Annotated in this window: 16 protein-coding genes; 7 read left to right on the plus strand and 9 right to left on the minus strand. The window is 67.2% G+C overall.

The annotated features are described in order from the left end of the window. Positions 1-275: 275 nt before the first annotated feature. Positions 276-1331 (minus strand): sugar phosphate isomerase/epimerase family protein, encoded by a 1056-nt coding sequence (locus AC3A6R_RS13030; protein ID WP_487864517.1) that lies wholly within the window; start codon positions 1329-1331, stop codon positions 276-278. A 127-nt stretch (positions 1332-1458) separates the two neighbouring features. Here AC3A6R_RS13030 and AC3A6R_RS13035 point away from each other — a divergent pair, with 127 nt between their 5' ends. Beyond that, positions 1459-2346, plus strand: a complete 888-nt coding sequence (locus tag AC3A6R_RS13035; RefSeq protein ID WP_487860814.1) for a gamma-glutamyl-gamma-aminobutyrate hydrolase family protein — start codon at positions 1459-1461, stop codon at positions 2344-2346. Positions 2347-2373: 27 nt separating this feature from the next. Here the strand turns inward: AC3A6R_RS13035 and AC3A6R_RS13040 are convergent, their stop codons facing one another. The 3 genes from AC3A6R_RS13040 to AC3A6R_RS13050 all read right to left on the minus strand — a co-directional run bounded on the left by AC3A6R_RS13040 (position 2374) and on the right by AC3A6R_RS13050 (position 4495). Next, positions 2374-2553 (minus strand): hypothetical protein, encoded by a 180-nt coding sequence (locus AC3A6R_RS13040; RefSeq protein ID WP_487864518.1) that lies wholly within the window; start codon positions 2551-2553, stop codon positions 2374-2376. A 100-nt stretch (positions 2554-2653) separates the two neighbouring features. Further along, a complete protein-coding gene (locus tag AC3A6R_RS13045) occupies positions 2654-3526 on the minus strand; it encodes an N-formylglutamate amidohydrolase (protein WP_487860816.1) in 873 nt (290 codons plus the stop codon). 6 nt (positions 3527-3532) lie between these two features. Further along, positions 3533-4495: a tripartite tricarboxylate transporter substrate binding protein BugE gene (locus AC3A6R_RS13050; protein ID WP_487864519.1), complete on the minus strand. Its 963-nt coding sequence runs from the start codon at positions 4493-4495 to the stop codon at positions 3533-3535. A gap of 115 nt (positions 4496-4610) precedes the next feature. Between AC3A6R_RS13050 and AC3A6R_RS13055 the strand changes: the two genes are divergently transcribed. Then, a complete protein-coding gene (locus AC3A6R_RS13055; protein ID WP_487864520.1) occupies positions 4611-5525 on the plus strand; it encodes a LysR substrate-binding domain-containing protein in 915 nt (304 codons plus the stop codon). A 5-nt stretch (positions 5526-5530) separates the two neighbouring features. Here AC3A6R_RS13055 and AC3A6R_RS13060 read toward each other — a convergent pair whose 3' ends face one another. Continuing rightward, positions 5531-6508, minus strand: a complete 978-nt coding sequence (locus AC3A6R_RS13060; protein WP_487864521.1) for a tripartite tricarboxylate transporter substrate binding protein — start codon at positions 6506-6508, stop codon at positions 5531-5533. A gap of 5 nt (positions 6509-6513) precedes the next feature. After that, positions 6514-9462: a DNA topoisomerase III gene (locus AC3A6R_RS13065; protein ID WP_487864522.1), complete on the minus strand. Its 2949-nt coding sequence runs from the start codon at positions 9460-9462 to the stop codon at positions 6514-6516. Positions 9463-9641: 179 nt separating this feature from the next. Here AC3A6R_RS13065 and AC3A6R_RS13070 point away from each other — a divergent pair, with 179 nt between their 5' ends. Genes AC3A6R_RS13070 through AC3A6R_RS13080 form a run of 3 tightly spaced genes read left to right on the plus strand, consistent with a single transcriptional unit; the run spans position 9642 to position 11296 of the window. Further along, complete coding sequence (locus AC3A6R_RS13070) at positions 9642-10256, plus strand: SET domain-containing protein (RefSeq protein WP_487864523.1); 615 nt, start codon at positions 9642-9644, stop codon at positions 10254-10256. Positions 10257-10260: 4 nt separating this feature from the next. Next, positions 10261-11088 (plus strand): biotin--[acetyl-CoA-carboxylase] ligase, encoded by an 828-nt coding sequence (locus tag AC3A6R_RS13075; RefSeq protein WP_487864524.1) that lies wholly within the window; start codon positions 10261-10263, stop codon positions 11086-11088. A 16-nt stretch (positions 11089-11104) separates the two neighbouring features. After that, positions 11105-11296, plus strand: a complete 192-nt coding sequence (locus AC3A6R_RS13080) for a sporulation protein (RefSeq protein ID WP_487864525.1) — start codon at positions 11105-11107, stop codon at positions 11294-11296. 16 nt (positions 11297-11312) lie between these two features. Here AC3A6R_RS13080 and AC3A6R_RS13085 read toward each other — a convergent pair whose 3' ends face one another. Next, positions 11313-12755: a sensor histidine kinase N-terminal domain-containing protein gene (locus AC3A6R_RS13085; protein WP_487864526.1), complete on the minus strand. Its 1443-nt coding sequence runs from the start codon at positions 12753-12755 to the stop codon at positions 11313-11315. Positions 12756-12893: 138 nt separating this feature from the next. On the opposite strand from AC3A6R_RS13085, the gene AC3A6R_RS13090 reads away from it, so the two are divergent. Beyond that, positions 12894-13823 (plus strand): hypothetical protein, encoded by a 930-nt coding sequence (locus AC3A6R_RS13090; protein WP_487864527.1) that lies wholly within the window; start codon positions 12894-12896, stop codon positions 13821-13823. Positions 13824-13844: 21 nt separating this feature from the next. On the opposite strand, the gene AC3A6R_RS13095 is transcribed toward AC3A6R_RS13090, so the two are convergent. Beyond that, positions 13845-14519, minus strand: coding sequence for a response regulator (locus AC3A6R_RS13095; protein WP_487860826.1), 675 nt, complete (start codon positions 14517-14519; stop codon positions 13845-13847). Between the two features lie 66 nt (positions 14520-14585). Further along, positions 14586-15071, minus strand: a complete 486-nt coding sequence (locus AC3A6R_RS13100) for a MarR family winged helix-turn-helix transcriptional regulator (protein ID WP_487860827.1) — start codon at positions 15069-15071, stop codon at positions 14586-14588. 144 nt (positions 15072-15215) lie between these two features. Between AC3A6R_RS13100 and recA the strand changes: the two genes are divergently transcribed. Continuing rightward, positions 15216-16325, plus strand: a complete 1110-nt coding sequence (gene recA / locus AC3A6R_RS13105) for a recombinase RecA (RefSeq protein WP_487864528.1) — start codon at positions 15216-15218, stop codon at positions 16323-16325. Positions 16326-16341 lie beyond the last annotated feature (16 nt).

Below are 16341 nucleotides of genomic sequence, written 5' to 3' on the forward strand. Positions count from 1 at the left end.
CGTGGCACGACTGCTTGTCTTTGCGCACTGCCGGGGCAATGCGCCATTCGCTTCAACAAGAACGAAGACAGTGGTGGCATACATGGGCGCCCGGTCTGGCGCTCCAACACACTGTGAAACCGGCCTGTCACTGATTCACTGATTTACTGAATCGTCAGTGCACAGGCTGGCGGTTGACGAATAACTCCGCCGTGGTCATCGAAACGAACCCGACATTATAGCCCGCAAGGCATGACTGTTGCTTGTCAGTCCTTGCCGAGGCCTCGCGTCGGCCGCTATCCCAGGCCCAGAACGCGCCGGTTTGCCGCCACGTCCACGCCGCCAGCGGCAAAATCGTCGAAGGCCCGGTCGGCCACGCGAATGATGTGGTCGGCGATGAATTTCGCGCCCTCGCGCGCCCCGTCTTCGGGGTGTTTGATGCAGCATTCCCACTCCAGCACGGCCCAGCCCGGAAAGTCGTACTGCGCCATCTTCGAGAAGATGGCCCGGAAGTCGACTTGCCCGTCGCCCAGCGAGCGGAAGCGCCCGGCCCGGTCGATCCAGCTCTGGAAGCCGCCGTACACGCCCTGCTTGCCCGTCGGGTTGAACTCGGCATCCTTCACGTGGAAGATCTTGATGCGCTCGTGGTAGTGGTCGATGTACGCGAGGTAATCGAGCTGCTGCAGCATGAAATGGCTCGGGTCGTACAGCAGGCAGGCGCGCGGGTGGTTGTTCACCCGTTCGAGAAACATTTCGTAGCTCACGCCGTCGTGCAGGTCTTCGCCCGGATGGATCTCGTAGGCCACGTCGACGCCCGCCGCGTCGAAGGCGTCGAGGATCGGGCGCCAGCGGCGCGCCAACTCGTCGAAGGCCTCCTCGATCAGCCCCGGCGGGCGCGGCGGCCACGAGTAGAGGTACGGCCAGGCCAGCGCACCCGAGAAGGTCGCATGAGCGCTGAGCCCGAGGTTGGCCGACGCCTTGGCCGCGAGGTGCAGCTGCTCGACCGCCCATTGCTGGCGCCGCACCGGATCGCCGCGCACCTCGGGTGCCGCGAAGCCGTCGAAGCCCGCGTCGTAAGCGGGATGCACCGCGACCAGCTGGCCCTGCAGGTGGGTCGACAGCTCGGTGATCTCGATCCCGTGGCCCGCGAGCATGCCCTTGACCTCGTCGCAGTAGGTCCTGCTCTCGGCGGCGCGGCGCAGGTCGAACAGGCGTGCGTCCCAGCTTGGGATCTGCACGCCCTTGTAGCCCAGGCCGGCGGCCCAGCCGGCGATGGCGTCGAGCGAATTGAACGGGGCCTGGTCCCCGGCGAACTGAGCCAGGAATATGGCCGGGCCCTTGATCGTTTTCATGGCGTGTCTTCCTTCCGTGTCGTGGCGGCGTTGAAAGCATACTTGGCGTTTCGTCCGACCCGGTGCGAGAAGCTCAAGCGACACAATGGACTTTCCTTTTCGCACAGCTCGCCCCGAACGTTCCGAGATGCCCCAACCCGTCTCCGCCCGGCTGAAGATCGGCCTCTCCGCCTGCTTTTCGCACGCGGACCCTGCGCGCTCGCTGTTCACCAACAAGACGCTGCAGTACGTCGAGCAGTCCATCGCACACTGGCTCATGTCGGCCGGCGCGATGGTCGTGATGGTGCCCTGCCCTACGGGCGAGACCGCGCGTGGCGACACCAAGCTCTCGCACTACGCCGAATGGCTCGACGGCGTGGTGATGCATGGTGGCGCCGACGTCTGGCCCGGCAGCTACGGCGAGGCGCCGCTCAAGGACGCCTGGCTCGGCGACCGCCTCCGCGACCTCTATGATCTCGCACTGGTGGAGGCCTTCGAGCAGGCCGGCAAGCCGATCTTCGGCGTCTGCCGCGGGCTGCAACTGATCAACGTGGCTTTCGGCGGCACGCTCTACCAGGACATCGAGGCGCAGCACCAGCATCCCGAGACCCGGCGGCACCGCGACCCAGTCACCTACGACCAGAATTTCCACGACATCGAGATCGTCGAGGGCACGCGGCTGTCGAAGCTCTACCCCGAGGTGCGCACCGCGCGGGTCAATAGCATCCACCACCAGGGCGTGAAGGACCTGGCGCCGGGCTTCGAGATCGAGGCCTGGAGCCTGCCCGACCGTGTGCCCGAGGCGATCCGCCGCCGCCCCGAGAAGGGGCGCAGCTACATTGCCGCCACGCAATGGCACCCCGAATTCCACAAGTACGGCAGCACCGAGACGGTCGACGACACGCCGATCCTGCACGACTTCCTCTGGGCCTGCGCGACCGCAAAGGTGGCGCCACGCAGCGAGCCCGACAGCGGGCCCGGCCGGATCCGCGACCGTGCGGCGCGGGTGCTGCGCCAGGCGCTGCTGCGGCGCTGAGGGCCGGCCGCGCCCGCGCTGCCGGTGTTATCGGCGCTCGGAGCGGTTCGTCGTTCCGCTGACGCCGGCGTCGATGGTGCCGAACACCGTGATGCCGCTGCCCGACGAGGCCGCGGGGCCGCTGCCGCCCGCCGACCCCGTGCCCGCGCAGCCCGCCGCCAGCGCGGCGGTCAGTACGGCAAGAACAACTGCAATGAATGGCTTCACGGATAACTCCAGGCATGGGTGGGACTGAAGCCCACTATAGGCCGATGCGGCGCCGGCCGCGCCGCAACACACCCGATGGCGGCAGGGTTGTCTTCTTCGCTCAGCGCGGGTCGGTGGCCAGCAGCATCTCGACCATCGAACGCAGGTCGGCCTCGAGCCGCGCGGCGCCGCTCTCCTCGAGCGCCAGCGTGGCTTCGTCCATGTAGAGCCTGCGGTTGATCTCGACCTGGATGCTGTGCCGGTGTCCGGCTGGGCGGCCGTTGCGGCGCACCAGCTCGACGCCCTTGTAGGGATGGTTGTAGTCCACGCTGTAGCCGCGCGCGCGCAGGTGCTCGCAGATGCGCTGCGACAGCGCCGGATCGGCGGTGCTGCCATCGCGGTCGCCGATCACGAAATCGGCGTGCACGAGACCTGGGAAATCGGTCGCATGGCTGCCCGCGACCGCCGGCATCGAATGGCAGTTGATGTGGATGCTGTAGCCGTGCCGCGCATGCGCCGCCTCGATCGCCTCGGCCACGGCGGCATGGTAGGGGCGCCAGCAGTGGTCGATGCGCGCGCGGACCTCGTCCACCGTGAGCAGGCGGTCGTAGATCGGCAGCCCCTCGTCCGTGAGCTTCCAGATCAGGCCCTTGCCGAGCCGCACCTTCGACAGCACCCGCGGATCGTCCGACAGCGGCCCGTCCCACGCACCGTCGAGCAGCGAGGTGTCGAGCTCGGTGAGGTCGCGGTTGGCGTCGAGGTAGCTGCGCGGAAAGTGCGCCTCGATCCACGCGACGCCCAGGGCCGATGCGAAGGCGTAGAGCTTCTCGACGTGGGTGTCCTCGGCGCGGCGCAAGGTGGCGAGGTCGCACACCGGCCGGAAATCGTCAGGGTAGATCGTGCCGCTGTGCGGCGAATCGAGCACCAGCGGCGTGTGCCCGGCGATGCTTGTCACCTGGGCGCGGGTCTGGATCAGTTTCAGGACAGGATGCATAGGCGGTCAGTCCAGTCGGATGCGCGCAAAGGCCGCGACCTTCTTCATCTTCTCGATTTCGCTGTCAATCTGCTTCGCGAACTCGGCCGGCGTCGTGCCCGAGGCATAGAGCCCCTGCAGCGCGAGGCGTTCGCGCACCGAGGCGTCCTTCAGCGCCGTGGCCACCGCCTGCTGCATGCGCTGCGCGATGCCGGCCGGCGTGCCGGCCGGCGCCACCAGGCCGAACCACGACGGGTCGTTGTTGGCCGGGTAACCCAGTTCGCGGTAGGTCGGCACCTCGGGCAGCACGTCGAGCCGGCCGCTCCACGACACGGCCAGCGCCACCAGCTTGCCCGCCTTCACGTGCGGCAGCGAGGAGGCGACCTGGTCGAAGTACACCGGCACCTGGCCCGCGAGCACGTCGTTGATCGCCGGGCCTGCACCGCGGTAGGGGATGTGCACCATCGAGGTTCCGGTACTGCTCTTGAAGAGTTCGCCCCACATGTGGCCGATGGTGCCGTTGCCCGGCGAGGCGTACGACACCTTGCCGGGGTTGGCCTTCAGGTACGCCACGAGTTCCGCGAAGCTCTTCACCGGCAGCACCTGCGGATTGATGACGACCACGCCCGGTGCCTTGACCAGCTCGGTCACGGCCACGAAGCCCTTGACCGGGTCATAGGGCAGCTTCTGGTAGACGGCCGGGTTCACGCCATGCGTGGACAGCGTGGCCACGCCGAAGGCGAGGCCATCGGGTGCGGACCGGGCCACCTCGGCCATGCCGATGGAGCCGCCCGCGCCGGCGCGGTTGTCGATGACCACCGGCTGCTGCAGGATCTTGGCGAGCGGCTCGGAGAGCACGCGCGCGGTGATGTCGGTGGCGCCGCCGGGCGGGAAGGGCACGATCAGCCGAATCGGCCGGCCTTGGGCCAAAGACATTCCAGGAACGACCGAAGCAGCGGCCAGTGCGGAGAGAAAATAACGACGTTGCATGGGGAATCTTCCAATGAGGCGAGGGTGAAAAGGCAAGAAGTTGCCCTTCACATCAAGCAAAGGATAGACCAGTTAATATTCTGATCTGGAATGTTTTGATGGGCATCCTTCCACCATGTCGCTGCGCCGCCTGAACCCACCGCTGAACCTGCTGCGCGCTTTCTCGACGGTGGTGCGCTTCGGCAGCGTGTCACGCGCGGCGGAGGCGCTGCACCTCACGCAGGGCGCCGTCAGCAAGCAGGTGCAGGAACTCGAGCGCTGGATCGGCGTGCCGCTGTTCGAGCGCGCGCGCAAGCGGCTGGCGCTCACCCCCGCGGGCGAGCGCTACGAGAAGGCGGTGCGCGCGGTGCTCGCCCAGCTCGAGGCGGCCACGCTCGAACTCATCACCAGCGGCGACGGTGGCGGGGCGCTGCATCTCTCGACGCTGCCGACCTTCGGCGCCAAATGGCTGATTCCGCGCCTGCCCGACTTCCAGCGCCGCCATCCGCAGATCACGCTGCACTTCGTGCCTTTCGTGCATGGCTACGACTTCGAGCGGCCCGAACTCGACTGCGCGATCCTGTTCGGCGACGGCCACTGGCCCGGTGCCCGCTCGCACTACCTCGCGGGGCAGGATGTGGCGCTGATTGCGCCGCGCGCGGAACTGGCCGAAGTGCGCATCCGCACGCCGCAGGACGTGGCGCGCTGCACGCTGCTGCGCCATGTGACGGTGCCGCAGTCGTGGCTGCAATGGAGCGAGGCGCACGGCGTGCACGGGCTCGATCCGCTGGCCGGCCCGCAGTTCGACCAGTTCCAGACCATGATCCGCGCCGTGATGGTGGGCATGGGCGTGGCACTGGTGCCGCGCTGCCTGGTGCAGGACGACATCGCTGCCGGCCTGGTCGACGAGCCGCTGCCCGAAGGCGGCTACCGCGGCGCCGAAGGCTATTGGTTCTGCTACCCCGAAGGGCGCGGCCAGCTCGCCACGCTCGACCATTTCCGGCGCTGGCTGCTGGCGGACGTGGACCGGCAGGCGGAACCCGCCGGCTGAGCCGGCTACTCGGGCTTGGCGCCCGAAGCCTTGACCGCCGCGCCCCAGCGGCCGATCTCGCTCGCCACGAAGCGGTCGAACTCGGCGCCCGTGGTCGGTGCAGGCTCGGAGCCGCGATCGCGGATGAAGCGCGCCATCTGCTCGGTCTTGAGGACCTCGGTCACTTCCTGGTTCAGCCGCGCCGTGATGTCGGCCGGCGTGCCGCGCGGCGCCATCAGGCCGAGCCAGCCCACGGCCTCGAAGTCCTTCGTGCCCGCCACGCCGCTCTCGCGCACCGTGGGCACGTCGGGCAACTGCGACGAGCGCTTGGCCGAGGTGACCGCCAGCGCCACCGCCTTGCCCGACTTGATGTGCGGCAGCGCCGCCGTGACCGAGTCGACCATCAGCGGCACCTGGTTGCCGAGGAAGTCCGCCTGCGCCGGACCGCTGCCGCGGTAGGGGATGTGGGTCATGAACACGCGCGCCGCCGACTTGAACATCTCGCCCGACAGATGCTGCGTGCCGCCGATGCCCGCGCTCGCATAGCTGAGCTTGCCCGGCTCGGCCTTCGCGCGCGCGGTGAGGTCGGCCATGCTGCGGATGCCGCTCTCGGGCGTGGCCAGGAACACCAGCGGCACCGTGGCGATCAGCGAGATGCCCACGAGGTCCTTGCGCGGATCGAAGCCTGGCTTGGCGTAGAGCGTCTGATTGACCGCCATGGCGCTGCCCGCCACCACCAGCGTGTAGCCGTCGGCCGGCGAGCGCACCACGAAGTCGGTGCCGATGTTGCTGCCCGCGCCGGCCTTGTTGTCGACGATGACCGGCTGGCCCAGCCGCTTGCCGAGCTGCTCGGCGAGCGCGCGCGCGAAGATGTCGGTAGCCTGCCCGGGCGGGAAGGGCACCACCAGCTTGACGGGCTTGTCGGGCCAGGCGGCGGCCGGGGCCGCACCGGCGGCGAACGTGCAGGCCGCAGCGAGCGCGAGGGTGAAATGTCTGCGCTGCATGGCCATCATGGCGCCGACAGGTGCTTGCCCACGATGCCGGCGAGCTCGAACATCGTCACCTGGTCCTTGCCGAACACCGGTTTGAGCTTGGCGTCGGCGTTGATCGCGCGCTTGTTGGTGGCATCCTGCAGGCCGTTGGCCTTGATGTAGTCCCAGAGCTTCTTGATGACCTCGGTGCGTGCCACCGGTTCGGCGCCGATCACCGCGGCCAGCGATTCGCTGGGCTTCAGGCCCGCGCCGGGCTTGCGCGGCGTAGCCGCCTTCTTTGCGGCCGGCGCCTTCTTTGCCGCCGGGGTCTTGCCAGCCGCCGTCTTCTTGGCCGCGGCGGTCTTCTTGGCCGCGGGCGCAGCCTTGCCGAAGGTCTTGCGCGGCGGGAATTTGCTGCCCCCTTCGCGCGGTGCGAATTCGAAGGTCACCTTGCCTTCCTCGGCGTTCCAGGTCAGGAAGGCCTTGAAGGCGCGGCGCGTGCGCATGCTCACGAACTTGTCGAGCAGGTCGGTCTTGCCCGTGGCGAGCAGCTTTTCCATCTGCGCGCGCTCCACCGGCTGTTGCAGGATGATCTTGCCGGTCTTGAAGGTGCAGCTCGGCGTCGGCTGCGCGTTGGTGGGCACCGACTTCTCGCAGACGTAGTTGCTGCCGTGCTCGAACACCGGTGCGCCGCAGATGGGGCAGGGGCCCAGCGTGTCCTGCTCGCTGAAGTCGACGATCTCGCCGGTGTCGCCGTTCTTGTCGTCGCCGAAGTCGAACTCGAGCTTCCAGTTCTTGGCTTCTTCGTCGTACTTCAAGACGATCTCGGAGGTGAACGGCCAGCCCGCCTTGGAGCGGAAGCCCTCGAGCGGGCCGATGTGCTTGTCGCGCAGCAGCGCCTCGGCTTCGGCCACCTCGAAGGTGCGCCCCGCCGGCGACTTGCCGAACGAGAAGCCGCAGGGCTCCTGGCCCGCCTTGCCGGTGCAGCTGTAGCGGCGGTAGTTCTCCTTCACCACGCCGGCGCAGTTGGGGCAGGGCGTGGCGAGCGTGGCGTAGTCGCCCGGCACGGTGTCGCGGTCGTATTCCTTCGCCTTCTTGACGATGTGCTCCGTCATCTTGGCGATCTCGCGCATGAAGGCCTCGCGGCTGAGCGCGCCCTTCTCCATCTGCGCGAGCTTGTATTCCCACTCGCCCGTGAGTTCGGCCTTGGAGAGTTCTTCCACGCCCAGGCCACGCAGCAGTGTCATCAGCTGGAAGGCCTTGGCCGTCGGGATCAGCTCGCGGCCCTCGCGCAGCATGTATTTCTCGGCGATCAGGCCTTCGATGGTGGCGGCGCGGGTGGCTGGCGTGCCCAGGCCTTTTTCCTGCATCGCCTCGCGCAATTCGTCGTCGTCGATGGTCTTGCCGGCGCCTTCCATCGCGCCCAGCAGCGTGGCTTCCGAGTAGCGTGCCGGCGGCCGGGTCTTGAGCGCCTTGAGGTCGGCGGACTCGGTCTGCACAGTTTCGCCCGGTTTCACCACGACGAGGTTCTTGCCGTCCTTCTCGTCGTCGTCGTTGACCGCTTCCTTGCCCCAGATCGCGAGCCAGCCCGGCTTGACCAGCACCTTGCCGTCGCTACGGAACGGGTACTTCTTGCCGCCCGCTTCGACCGTGCTGATACGGGTGGTCACCTGGAATTCGGCGCTCGGGAAGAACACCGACATGAAGCGGCGCACCACGAAGTCGTACAGCTTCTGCTCGGCGTCGGACAGGCCGCTCGGTGCCTGCAGCGTCGGAATGATCGCGAAGTGGTCCGACACCTTGGTGTTGTCGAAGATGCGCTTGTTGGGCTTCACGTAGCTGCCGTCGACGGCCTGCTGCGCGAACGGCGCCAGGTGCTTCATGCCGCTGGTGGCGAGCATCTTCATCGTGTCCTTGACGACCGGCAGGTAGTCCTCGGGCAGCGCGCGCGAATCGGTTCGCGGATAGGTCAGCGCCTTGTGGCGCTCGTACAGGCTCTGCGCCAGCGCCAGCGTGGTCTTGGCCGAGAAGCCGAAGCGGCCGTTGGCCTCGCGCTGCAGCGAGGTCAGGTCGAACAGCATCGGCGAGGCCTGCGTGGTGGGCTTGCTCTCCTCGGTGACGGTGGCGGGCTTGCCGCGCGCCGCATCGGCGATCTCGCGCGCTTCGCGCTCGCTCCACACGCGGTCGGCGCGGATCTCGGCGTCGGCCGCGCCGTCGGGGCCCGGCAGCGGCTTCTTGAAGTTGGCGTCGAACCACTTGCCGGGGTACTGGCCGGCCTCGGCCTGGAACACGCCGTGGATTTCCCAGTAGTCGCGGCTCACGAACTTGCGGATCTTTTCCTCGCGCTCGACCACCACCGACAGCGTGGGCGTCTGCACGCGGCCCACGGTAGTCAGAAAGAAGCCGCCGTCGCGCGAATTGAACGCGGTCATGGCGCGCGTGCCGTTGATGCCCACGAGCCAGTCGGCTTCGGAGCGCGATCGCGCGGCGTCGGCCAGGCCCTGCATCTGCTTTTCGGTGCGCAGCGCATCGAAGCCGTCGCGGATGGCCTGCGGCGTCATCGATTGCAGCCACAGCCGCTTGACGGGCTTGTTGAGGCCGGTCTTGCCGCCCGCGTACTGCTCGATCAAGCGGAAGATCAGCTCGCCCTCGCGGCCCGCGTCGCAGGCATTGATGAGCTGCGTCACGTCCTTGCGCTTGGCCTGCTTGACCACGGCGTTCAGGCGCGTCTTCGTCTTGTCGACCGGCTTCAGGTCGAAATGCGGCGGAATCACCGGCAGGTTCGCGAAGCTCCACTTGCCGCGCTTCACGTCGAATTCCTCGGGCGCCTGGATTTCGACCAGGTGACCGACGGCGCTGGTCACGACGTAGCTTTCGCTCTCGAAATGCTCGTCGTGTTTCTCGAACTTGCCGGCGACCGGCGTCAGCGCACGGACGATGTCCTGCGCCACCGACGGCTTTTCTGCGATTACCAACGTCTTCATCAACATTTCCTAAAAAACAGTTCCCAGGCCGCCGCCGAGCCGCCTCAAGGCGGCCTGCGGCCCTCTCGGGGGGCAGCGACGACACGGAGTGCGGAGCGTGGGGGCCACATACAATCTGCGGCTTCCCGCGTGCGCACGCGCGCACGCGCATGTGTGCATATTCAACCTAACAGACTTCGGCGATGCCTTCCAAATCCACACTTTCCGGCGGCCGCCGCATCCAGACGCGGCGCTCGACCGTCCATGGCAACGGCGTCTTCGCCGTCCAGGACATCGCGGAAGGCGAGAAGCTGATCGAATACAAGGGCGAGGTCATCAGCTGGAAAGAGGCGCTGCGCCGCCATCCGCACGACCCCGCTCAGCCGAACCACACCTTCTACTTCCACATCGACGACGGCCGCGTGATCGACGGCAACGTCGACGGCAACGCCGCGCGCTGGATCAATCATTCGTGCGATCCGAACTGCGAGGCCGACGAGGTCGATGGGCGCGTTTATATCAAGGCGCTGCGCAACATCGCTGCAGGAGAAGAGCTCAACTACGACTACGGCCTGATCATCGACGAGCCCTATACGCCGAAGCTGCTGTCCGAATTTCCGTGCTGGTGCGGTGCGGAGAATTGCCGCGGCACGCTGCTGACGCCGAAGGACGAAGACGAGGAAAAGAAAAAAAAGAAGAAGAAGAAAAAAGCCAAGAAGGCCGAGAAGAAAGCCGAGAAAAAGGCTGACGAAAAAGCCGAAAAGAAGGCGGACAAGAAAGCGGAAAAAAAGAAGTCCGGCAAGGCCAGGAAAGACTGAGCGCATGACCACCACGGCCGCCTGGTTCGAGGACCGCATCGCCGCCGCCGTGGCGCCGCTGCTGCCGGGCTTTGCGGTCGAGATCGCGGCCGAGATCGATTCGACCAATGCCGAACTGATGCGCCGCGCGCGCGCCGGCCGCACCGCGCCCGTGCTGCTGGTGGCCGAGCACCAGACCGCGGGGCGCGGCCGCCTCGGGCGGCCCTGGCACAGCGCGCAGCCGCAGGGCGAGAGCGCCGGCCCCTCGTCGCTGATGTTCTCGCTGGGCCTGCCGCTCGCACCGCGCGACTGGTCGGGGCTGTCGCTCGCCGTCGGCGTGAGCGTGGCCGAGAGCCTCGATCCCTCGGGTGAGGCGAAGGTCGCGCTCAAGTGGCCCAACGACCTGTGGGTCGACGACCGCAAGCTCGTCGGCATTCTGATCGAAACCGCCATGCCGCAAGGCGTGCAGGCGGCCGTGCCGGCACCGCCGCGCTACGTCGTGATCGGCATCGGCATCAACATTGGCCCGCGCGATGGCGAGGGCATGCGCACGCCGCCCGCGTGGCTGCGTCAGTGGCGCCCCGAGGCCCGCGCGCCCGAGGTGCTGGCCGAGCTGGCCGCGCCCCTGGTGCGCAGCGTGCAGGACTTCGAAGCGCGCGGCTTCGCGCCCTTTGCCGAACGTTTTGCCGCACGCGATGCGCTGCGCGGGCGCGAGGTCCAGCTCAGCGACGGCACGGCCGGCCTGTGCGAGGGCGTGGCCTGGGGCGGCGAACTGCAGGTGCGCACCGCCGAGGGGCTGCAGATGATCTCGAGCGACGAGGTCAGCGTGCGACCGCGCGGCATGGCCTTCTGACTAACGGGCGTTCGCCATGAAGCTGCGTCTCGTCCTCGTCGTCCTGGTGCTCGCCAACGTGGGCTACTGGCTCTGGTCGCGCGGCGACCTCGCGGGCTTCGGCATGGCGCCCGCGAGCCTGGACGAGCGCGAACCGCACCGCCTTGCGCGCCAGGTCCATCCCGAGTGGCTCCAGATCCGCAAGGACGGCGGCAGCGTCGCCCCCTGACGGCGCTGCTGGTCGGTCAGGGCGCCGCTGCCTCGCCCTCGAAGCGCACCGTGAAGCGCGCGCCCGGCGGCTGCCGCTCGGGGTGCGCATCCTCGAGCTTCACCTGCGCATGGTGCAGGTTGGCGATCTCGCGCACGATCGGCAGGCCCAGCCCCGAGCCGTCGGCTTCGTTGCCGAGCACGCGGTAGAAGGGTTCGAACACGAGCTCGCGATCGGCCTCGGCGATGCCGGGCCCGTTGTCCTCCACCTGCAGCAGCACCACCTGGCCGAAGGGATCGGCCAGCACCCGCGCGGTGATGACGCCCGGGCGCTCGGCGGTGGAGGGCGTGTAGTTGATCGCGTTGTCGAGCAGGTTGCGCGCCAGTTCCTTCAACAGCGTCGGATTGCCTTCGACCACCACACCCGGCGCGCCTGGCTGAGCCCCGTCGTAGCCCAGGTCAACGCGTTTCTCGATGGCGCGCGGCACCGCCTCGCGCACCACCTCGATCATGAGTCGTGCGAGATCGCAGGGCTGGCGCGCGGTGCCCGCACCGGTGCTCTCGGCGCGTGCGAGCGAGAGCAGCTGGTTCACCGTGTGGGTGGCGCGCACGCTCGCGCGGCCGATCTGCTTGAGCGACTGCTTGAGCTCGTCCGCGTTGGCGCCTTCGCGCTGCGCCAGGTCGGCCTGCATGCGCAGGCCGGCGAGCGGCGTCTTGAGCTGGTGCGCCGCGTCGGCGAGGAAGCGCTTCTGCGTGTGGATCGAGTCGTTTAGCTTGTCGAGCAGCTCGTTCACCGAGGAGACCAGCGGCACCACCTCGAGCGGCACCGACGATTCGTCGAGCGGGCTCAGGTCGCCGGGGCGGCGCTCGCGGATGCGCGCCTCCACCACCGACAGCGGCTTGATGCCGCGCACCAGTGCCAGCCAGATCAGCAGCACCGCCAGCGGCATGATCGCGAACTGCGGCAGCAGCACGCCCTTGATGATCTCGGTCGCGAGGATCGACTGCTTCTCGCGCGTCTCGGCCACCTGCAGCAGCGCAGGCGCCGCATCGTCGTTGCTGGCCAGCCAGAGCGAGGCCACGCGAACCTGTCGGCCGCGCATCTCGCCATTGCTCAGCATCACCACGCCCACGACCGGCGGCTCGTCGAAGCTGGGGTGCGGCACGTCGGCTTCGCCGCTCAGCAGCTTGCCGCGGTTGTCGAGGACCTGGTAGTAGACGCGGTCCGCACCGTCGGCACGCAGGATCTCGCGCGCGGCCTGCGGCAGCACGAACGCCGTCTGGCCCTGCTGCACCGTGGCGAGCCGCGCCAGCGTCTGCACGTTGTATTCGAGCGCCCGGTCGAACGGCGCATTCGCGATGCCCTGCGCCACGAGCCAGGTCACGCCGATGCTCACCGGCACCAGCAGCAGCAACGGCGTGAGCATCCAGTCGAGGATCTCGCCGAAGAGGGAGCGCTGTGCGCGCTGGAAGAGTTTCAAGCGGAAGCCCTGCAACTAAAAGAATCGAAAGCGTGACGTAGTGCGAATGCGAGGGAGTTCCTGGCGCAATCCGCGCGCCGCCCGGTTGTAGTCTCGCCGGGCAGTTTCTGCGATTCGAACAATATTCAGGAGGTTTCCATGAGAGATTATTTGCCGCGCGGGTGCCCCAAACCGGTTTGGGCGGCCACGACCTTGGCGCTGGGCATCGCATTGACCGGCTGCGGCGGTGGAGGCAGCGGTGGCGGCGGCGGACTACCGGTGTTTCCAGTGGCTTCTGCGCCTGCACCGGCTCCCGCACCTCGTCCAGACCAGGAGCCGTTTCCTGGCAGCGAGCCGCTGCCTTCGTTGGCGGCACCGCAACCGGGTTCGACTGCTGCGGCGGGCAATGGCAGCGAAGGCCTCTACTATTCGACGACCGAAATCGTGTTCCTGGGTGGAGACGGCAGCATCGCGACGAAGTTTCCGAGCGGAATCTTGTGGGGGTCGATCGCGGTCGATCGCCTGAACTGGTCTTTCAATGCAGATACTGAGTACTGGCCGTACTCTTTGCCGACTGAGTCGGTAACGGGTTCCGGCACATTCGAGCCGCAGAAATCCATGACGGGCAACCATGTTCGAGGGACTTCCGCCTCTCGCCCATTCGGGCCCTTCGAATACGAGGTCAGCAACGCATTGGCCGTTTCGCAGGAAAGTGTCCTTGGTCGTTGGTCCAGTTTGGACAAGAACGAGTCTCTCAGCATTTCTATCGATGTCGGCGCGCAAGGCGCTTTCACGGGAGAGACAGCGGGCGAGCAGATTGGCGTCTGCCGTATCTCGGGCGCGATCACGCAGGCGCAGCCCGGCACGGCCAAGAACATGTATGGCTTTACCATGAATGCGGTGGATGCCAGCAACAGCGACAGCGAGAAATGCCTGCTGATAACGGACTCCGCCTATCAGGGTCCGGCTGCTATTGCATTTTCTGCCGCTGGCTTCTATGACATCAACGGCTACTATCGAAACATCGTGTTCCTGGCTCGAAATCGGAAGGGGGGCATGTTCTGGGCCGCCCTGCGCAAACAGCGGTGAGGCCGCAGAAGATCCAGGGCATCAACCTTGGATCTTCTCCAGACAGTAGCCCAGTCCGCGCACGGTCGCGATGCGCACCGGCCCCTTCTCGATCTTCTTGCGCAGCCGGTGGATGTAGACCTCGATCGCGTTGAGGCTCACTTCCTCGCCCCATTCGCAGAGGCGCTCCACCAACTGGTCCTTGCTGACCAGGCGCCCGGCGCGCTGCAACAGCACCTCGAGCAGGCCGAGTTCGCGCGCCGAGAGTTCGACCATCTTGCCTTCGATGGTGGCGACGCGGCCGGCCTGGTCGTAGACCAGCGGGCCGTGGCGGATGGTGTTGCTGGTGGCGCCCATGCCGCGCCGCGTGAGCGCCCGCACGCGCGCCTCGAGCTCCTGCAGACTGAACGGCTTGGCCATGTAGTCGTCGGCGCCGTGGTCCAGGCCCTTGACGCGCTCCTCCACGCTGTCGGCCGCGGTGAGCACCAGCACCGGCAATTGCGAACCGCGTGCGCGCAGGCGCTTGAGGATCTCGATGCCGTGCAGGCTCGGCAGGCCGAGGTCGAGGATCAGCAGGTCGAACTCGTTGTGCGTCATGAGCGCGGTATCGGCCTGCGAGCCGTTCGCCACGTGGTCGACCGCCGCGCCGGAGGTGCGCAGGCTGCGCAGCAGAGCGTCGGCCAGCACCTGGTCATCCTCCGCAATCAGAATCCGCATGCGCAACCTCCGGCCGGTTCGGGCGCCGCGCTGGCGCCCTTCACATTTGTATGTCTCCGGCCGAGTCTAGCCCGCTGTGTAGGCTTCGAGACCGATGGTTACCACGGTGGCGACGTCATGGCCGACGCTGTCGCGGAACTCGCGTTCGGCCTGCGTCACGGCACTGCGGAAGGCGTCGAGCCAGGCCAGCCCGTCGGCGGTGAAGCGCACGCGACGCGCCCGCGCGTCGAGCGGATCGGGCCCGCGCGTGACCAGTCCCCAGGCCTCGCACTGGTCCACCAGGGCGCCCATGGCCTGCTTGGTCATGCCCGCGCGGTCGGCCAGGTCGGTGAGGCGTGAACCCTCGCGCGCCAGGTGCCGGGTGATGTGGATGTGTGCGGCACTCACCTGCGCGCGCGCCGCGAGGTTCGAGAGCGCCAGCGGCACCTCGACGTCGTGCGCCATGAGTTCGAGCACGCGCGCGTCGAAGCGCCGCATGGCGTGGCCCAGCAGGCGGCCCAAATGGGTCTGTCGCCATGCGTCGGGGTCGGGGGGGAATGCAATGTCGGCCACGGGCAAATGGTAAAGCAAACTGACCAAAAAATGGGTTTACTCGAATTCACCAAGCCCTACACTACTGTTCAAGCATCCAGCCTGTGATTAAAAGCAGAGCGCTGGCAGTCGCACACAAGTCATTGATTTTTCAGGAGTTTCCACATGGACACAGTCGTCAAGGGCGCAAGCATCTCGGTCGCCAACAGTGAAAAGGCCAAGGCCCTGCAGGCCGCGCTGGCGCAGATCGAAAAGCAGTTCGGCAAGGGCACGATCATGCGGCTCGGCGAAGGCGAAGCGCTCGAAGACATCCAGGTGGTCTCCACCGGCTCGCTGGGCCTGGACATCGCCCTGGGCGTCGGCGGCCTGCCGCGCGGCCGCGTGATCGAGATCTACGGCCCGGAATCGTCGGGCAAGACCACGCTCACGCTGCAGGTCATCGCCTCCATGCAGAAGCAGGCCGGCACCTGCGCCTTCGTCGATGCCGAGCACGCGCTCGACGTGCAATACGCCCAGAAGCTCGGCGTGAACCTGTCCGACCTGCTGATCAGCCAGCCCGATACTGGCGAGCAGGCGCTCGAGATCGTCGATTCGCTGGTGCGTTCGGGCGCGGTCGACCTGATCGTGATCGACTCGGTCGCCGCGCTCACGCCCAAGGCCGAAATCGAAGGCGAAATGGGCGATTCGCTGCCCGGCCTGCAGGCCCGCCTGATGAGCCAGGCGCTGCGCAAGCTCACCGCCACGATCAAGAAGACCAACTGCATGGTCATCTTCATCAACCAGATCCGCATGAAGATCGGCGTGATGTTCGGCTCGCCCGAAACCACCACCGGCGGCAATGCGCTGAAGTTCTATGCCTCGGTGCGCCTCGACATCCGCCGCATCGGCACCATCAAGAAGGGCGACGAGGCCATCGGCAACGAAACCAAGGTCAAGGTGGTGAAGAACAAGGTGTCGCCGCCCTTCAAGACGGCCGAGTTCGACATCCTGTTCGGCGAGGGCATCAGCCGCGAGGGCGAGATCATCGACATGGGCGTCACGGCCAAGATTCTCGACAAGTCGGGCGCCTGGTACGCCTACAACGGCGAGAAGATCGGCCAGGGCCGAGACAACGCGCGCGAGTTCCTGCGCGAGAACCCCGAGCTGTCGCGCGAGATCGAGAACAAGGTGCGCGAGTCGCTGGGCATTCCACTGCTGGCGGCCGATGCCGACGCGCCGCCGCCCGAAAAGGCCGAGAAGCCTGCGAAGGCGGCCAAGGCCGACAAGGGCGAGTAAGGCGAGGGTGCACCGC

The organism is Variovorax sp. Soil_C_19, from assembly GCF_057657255.1.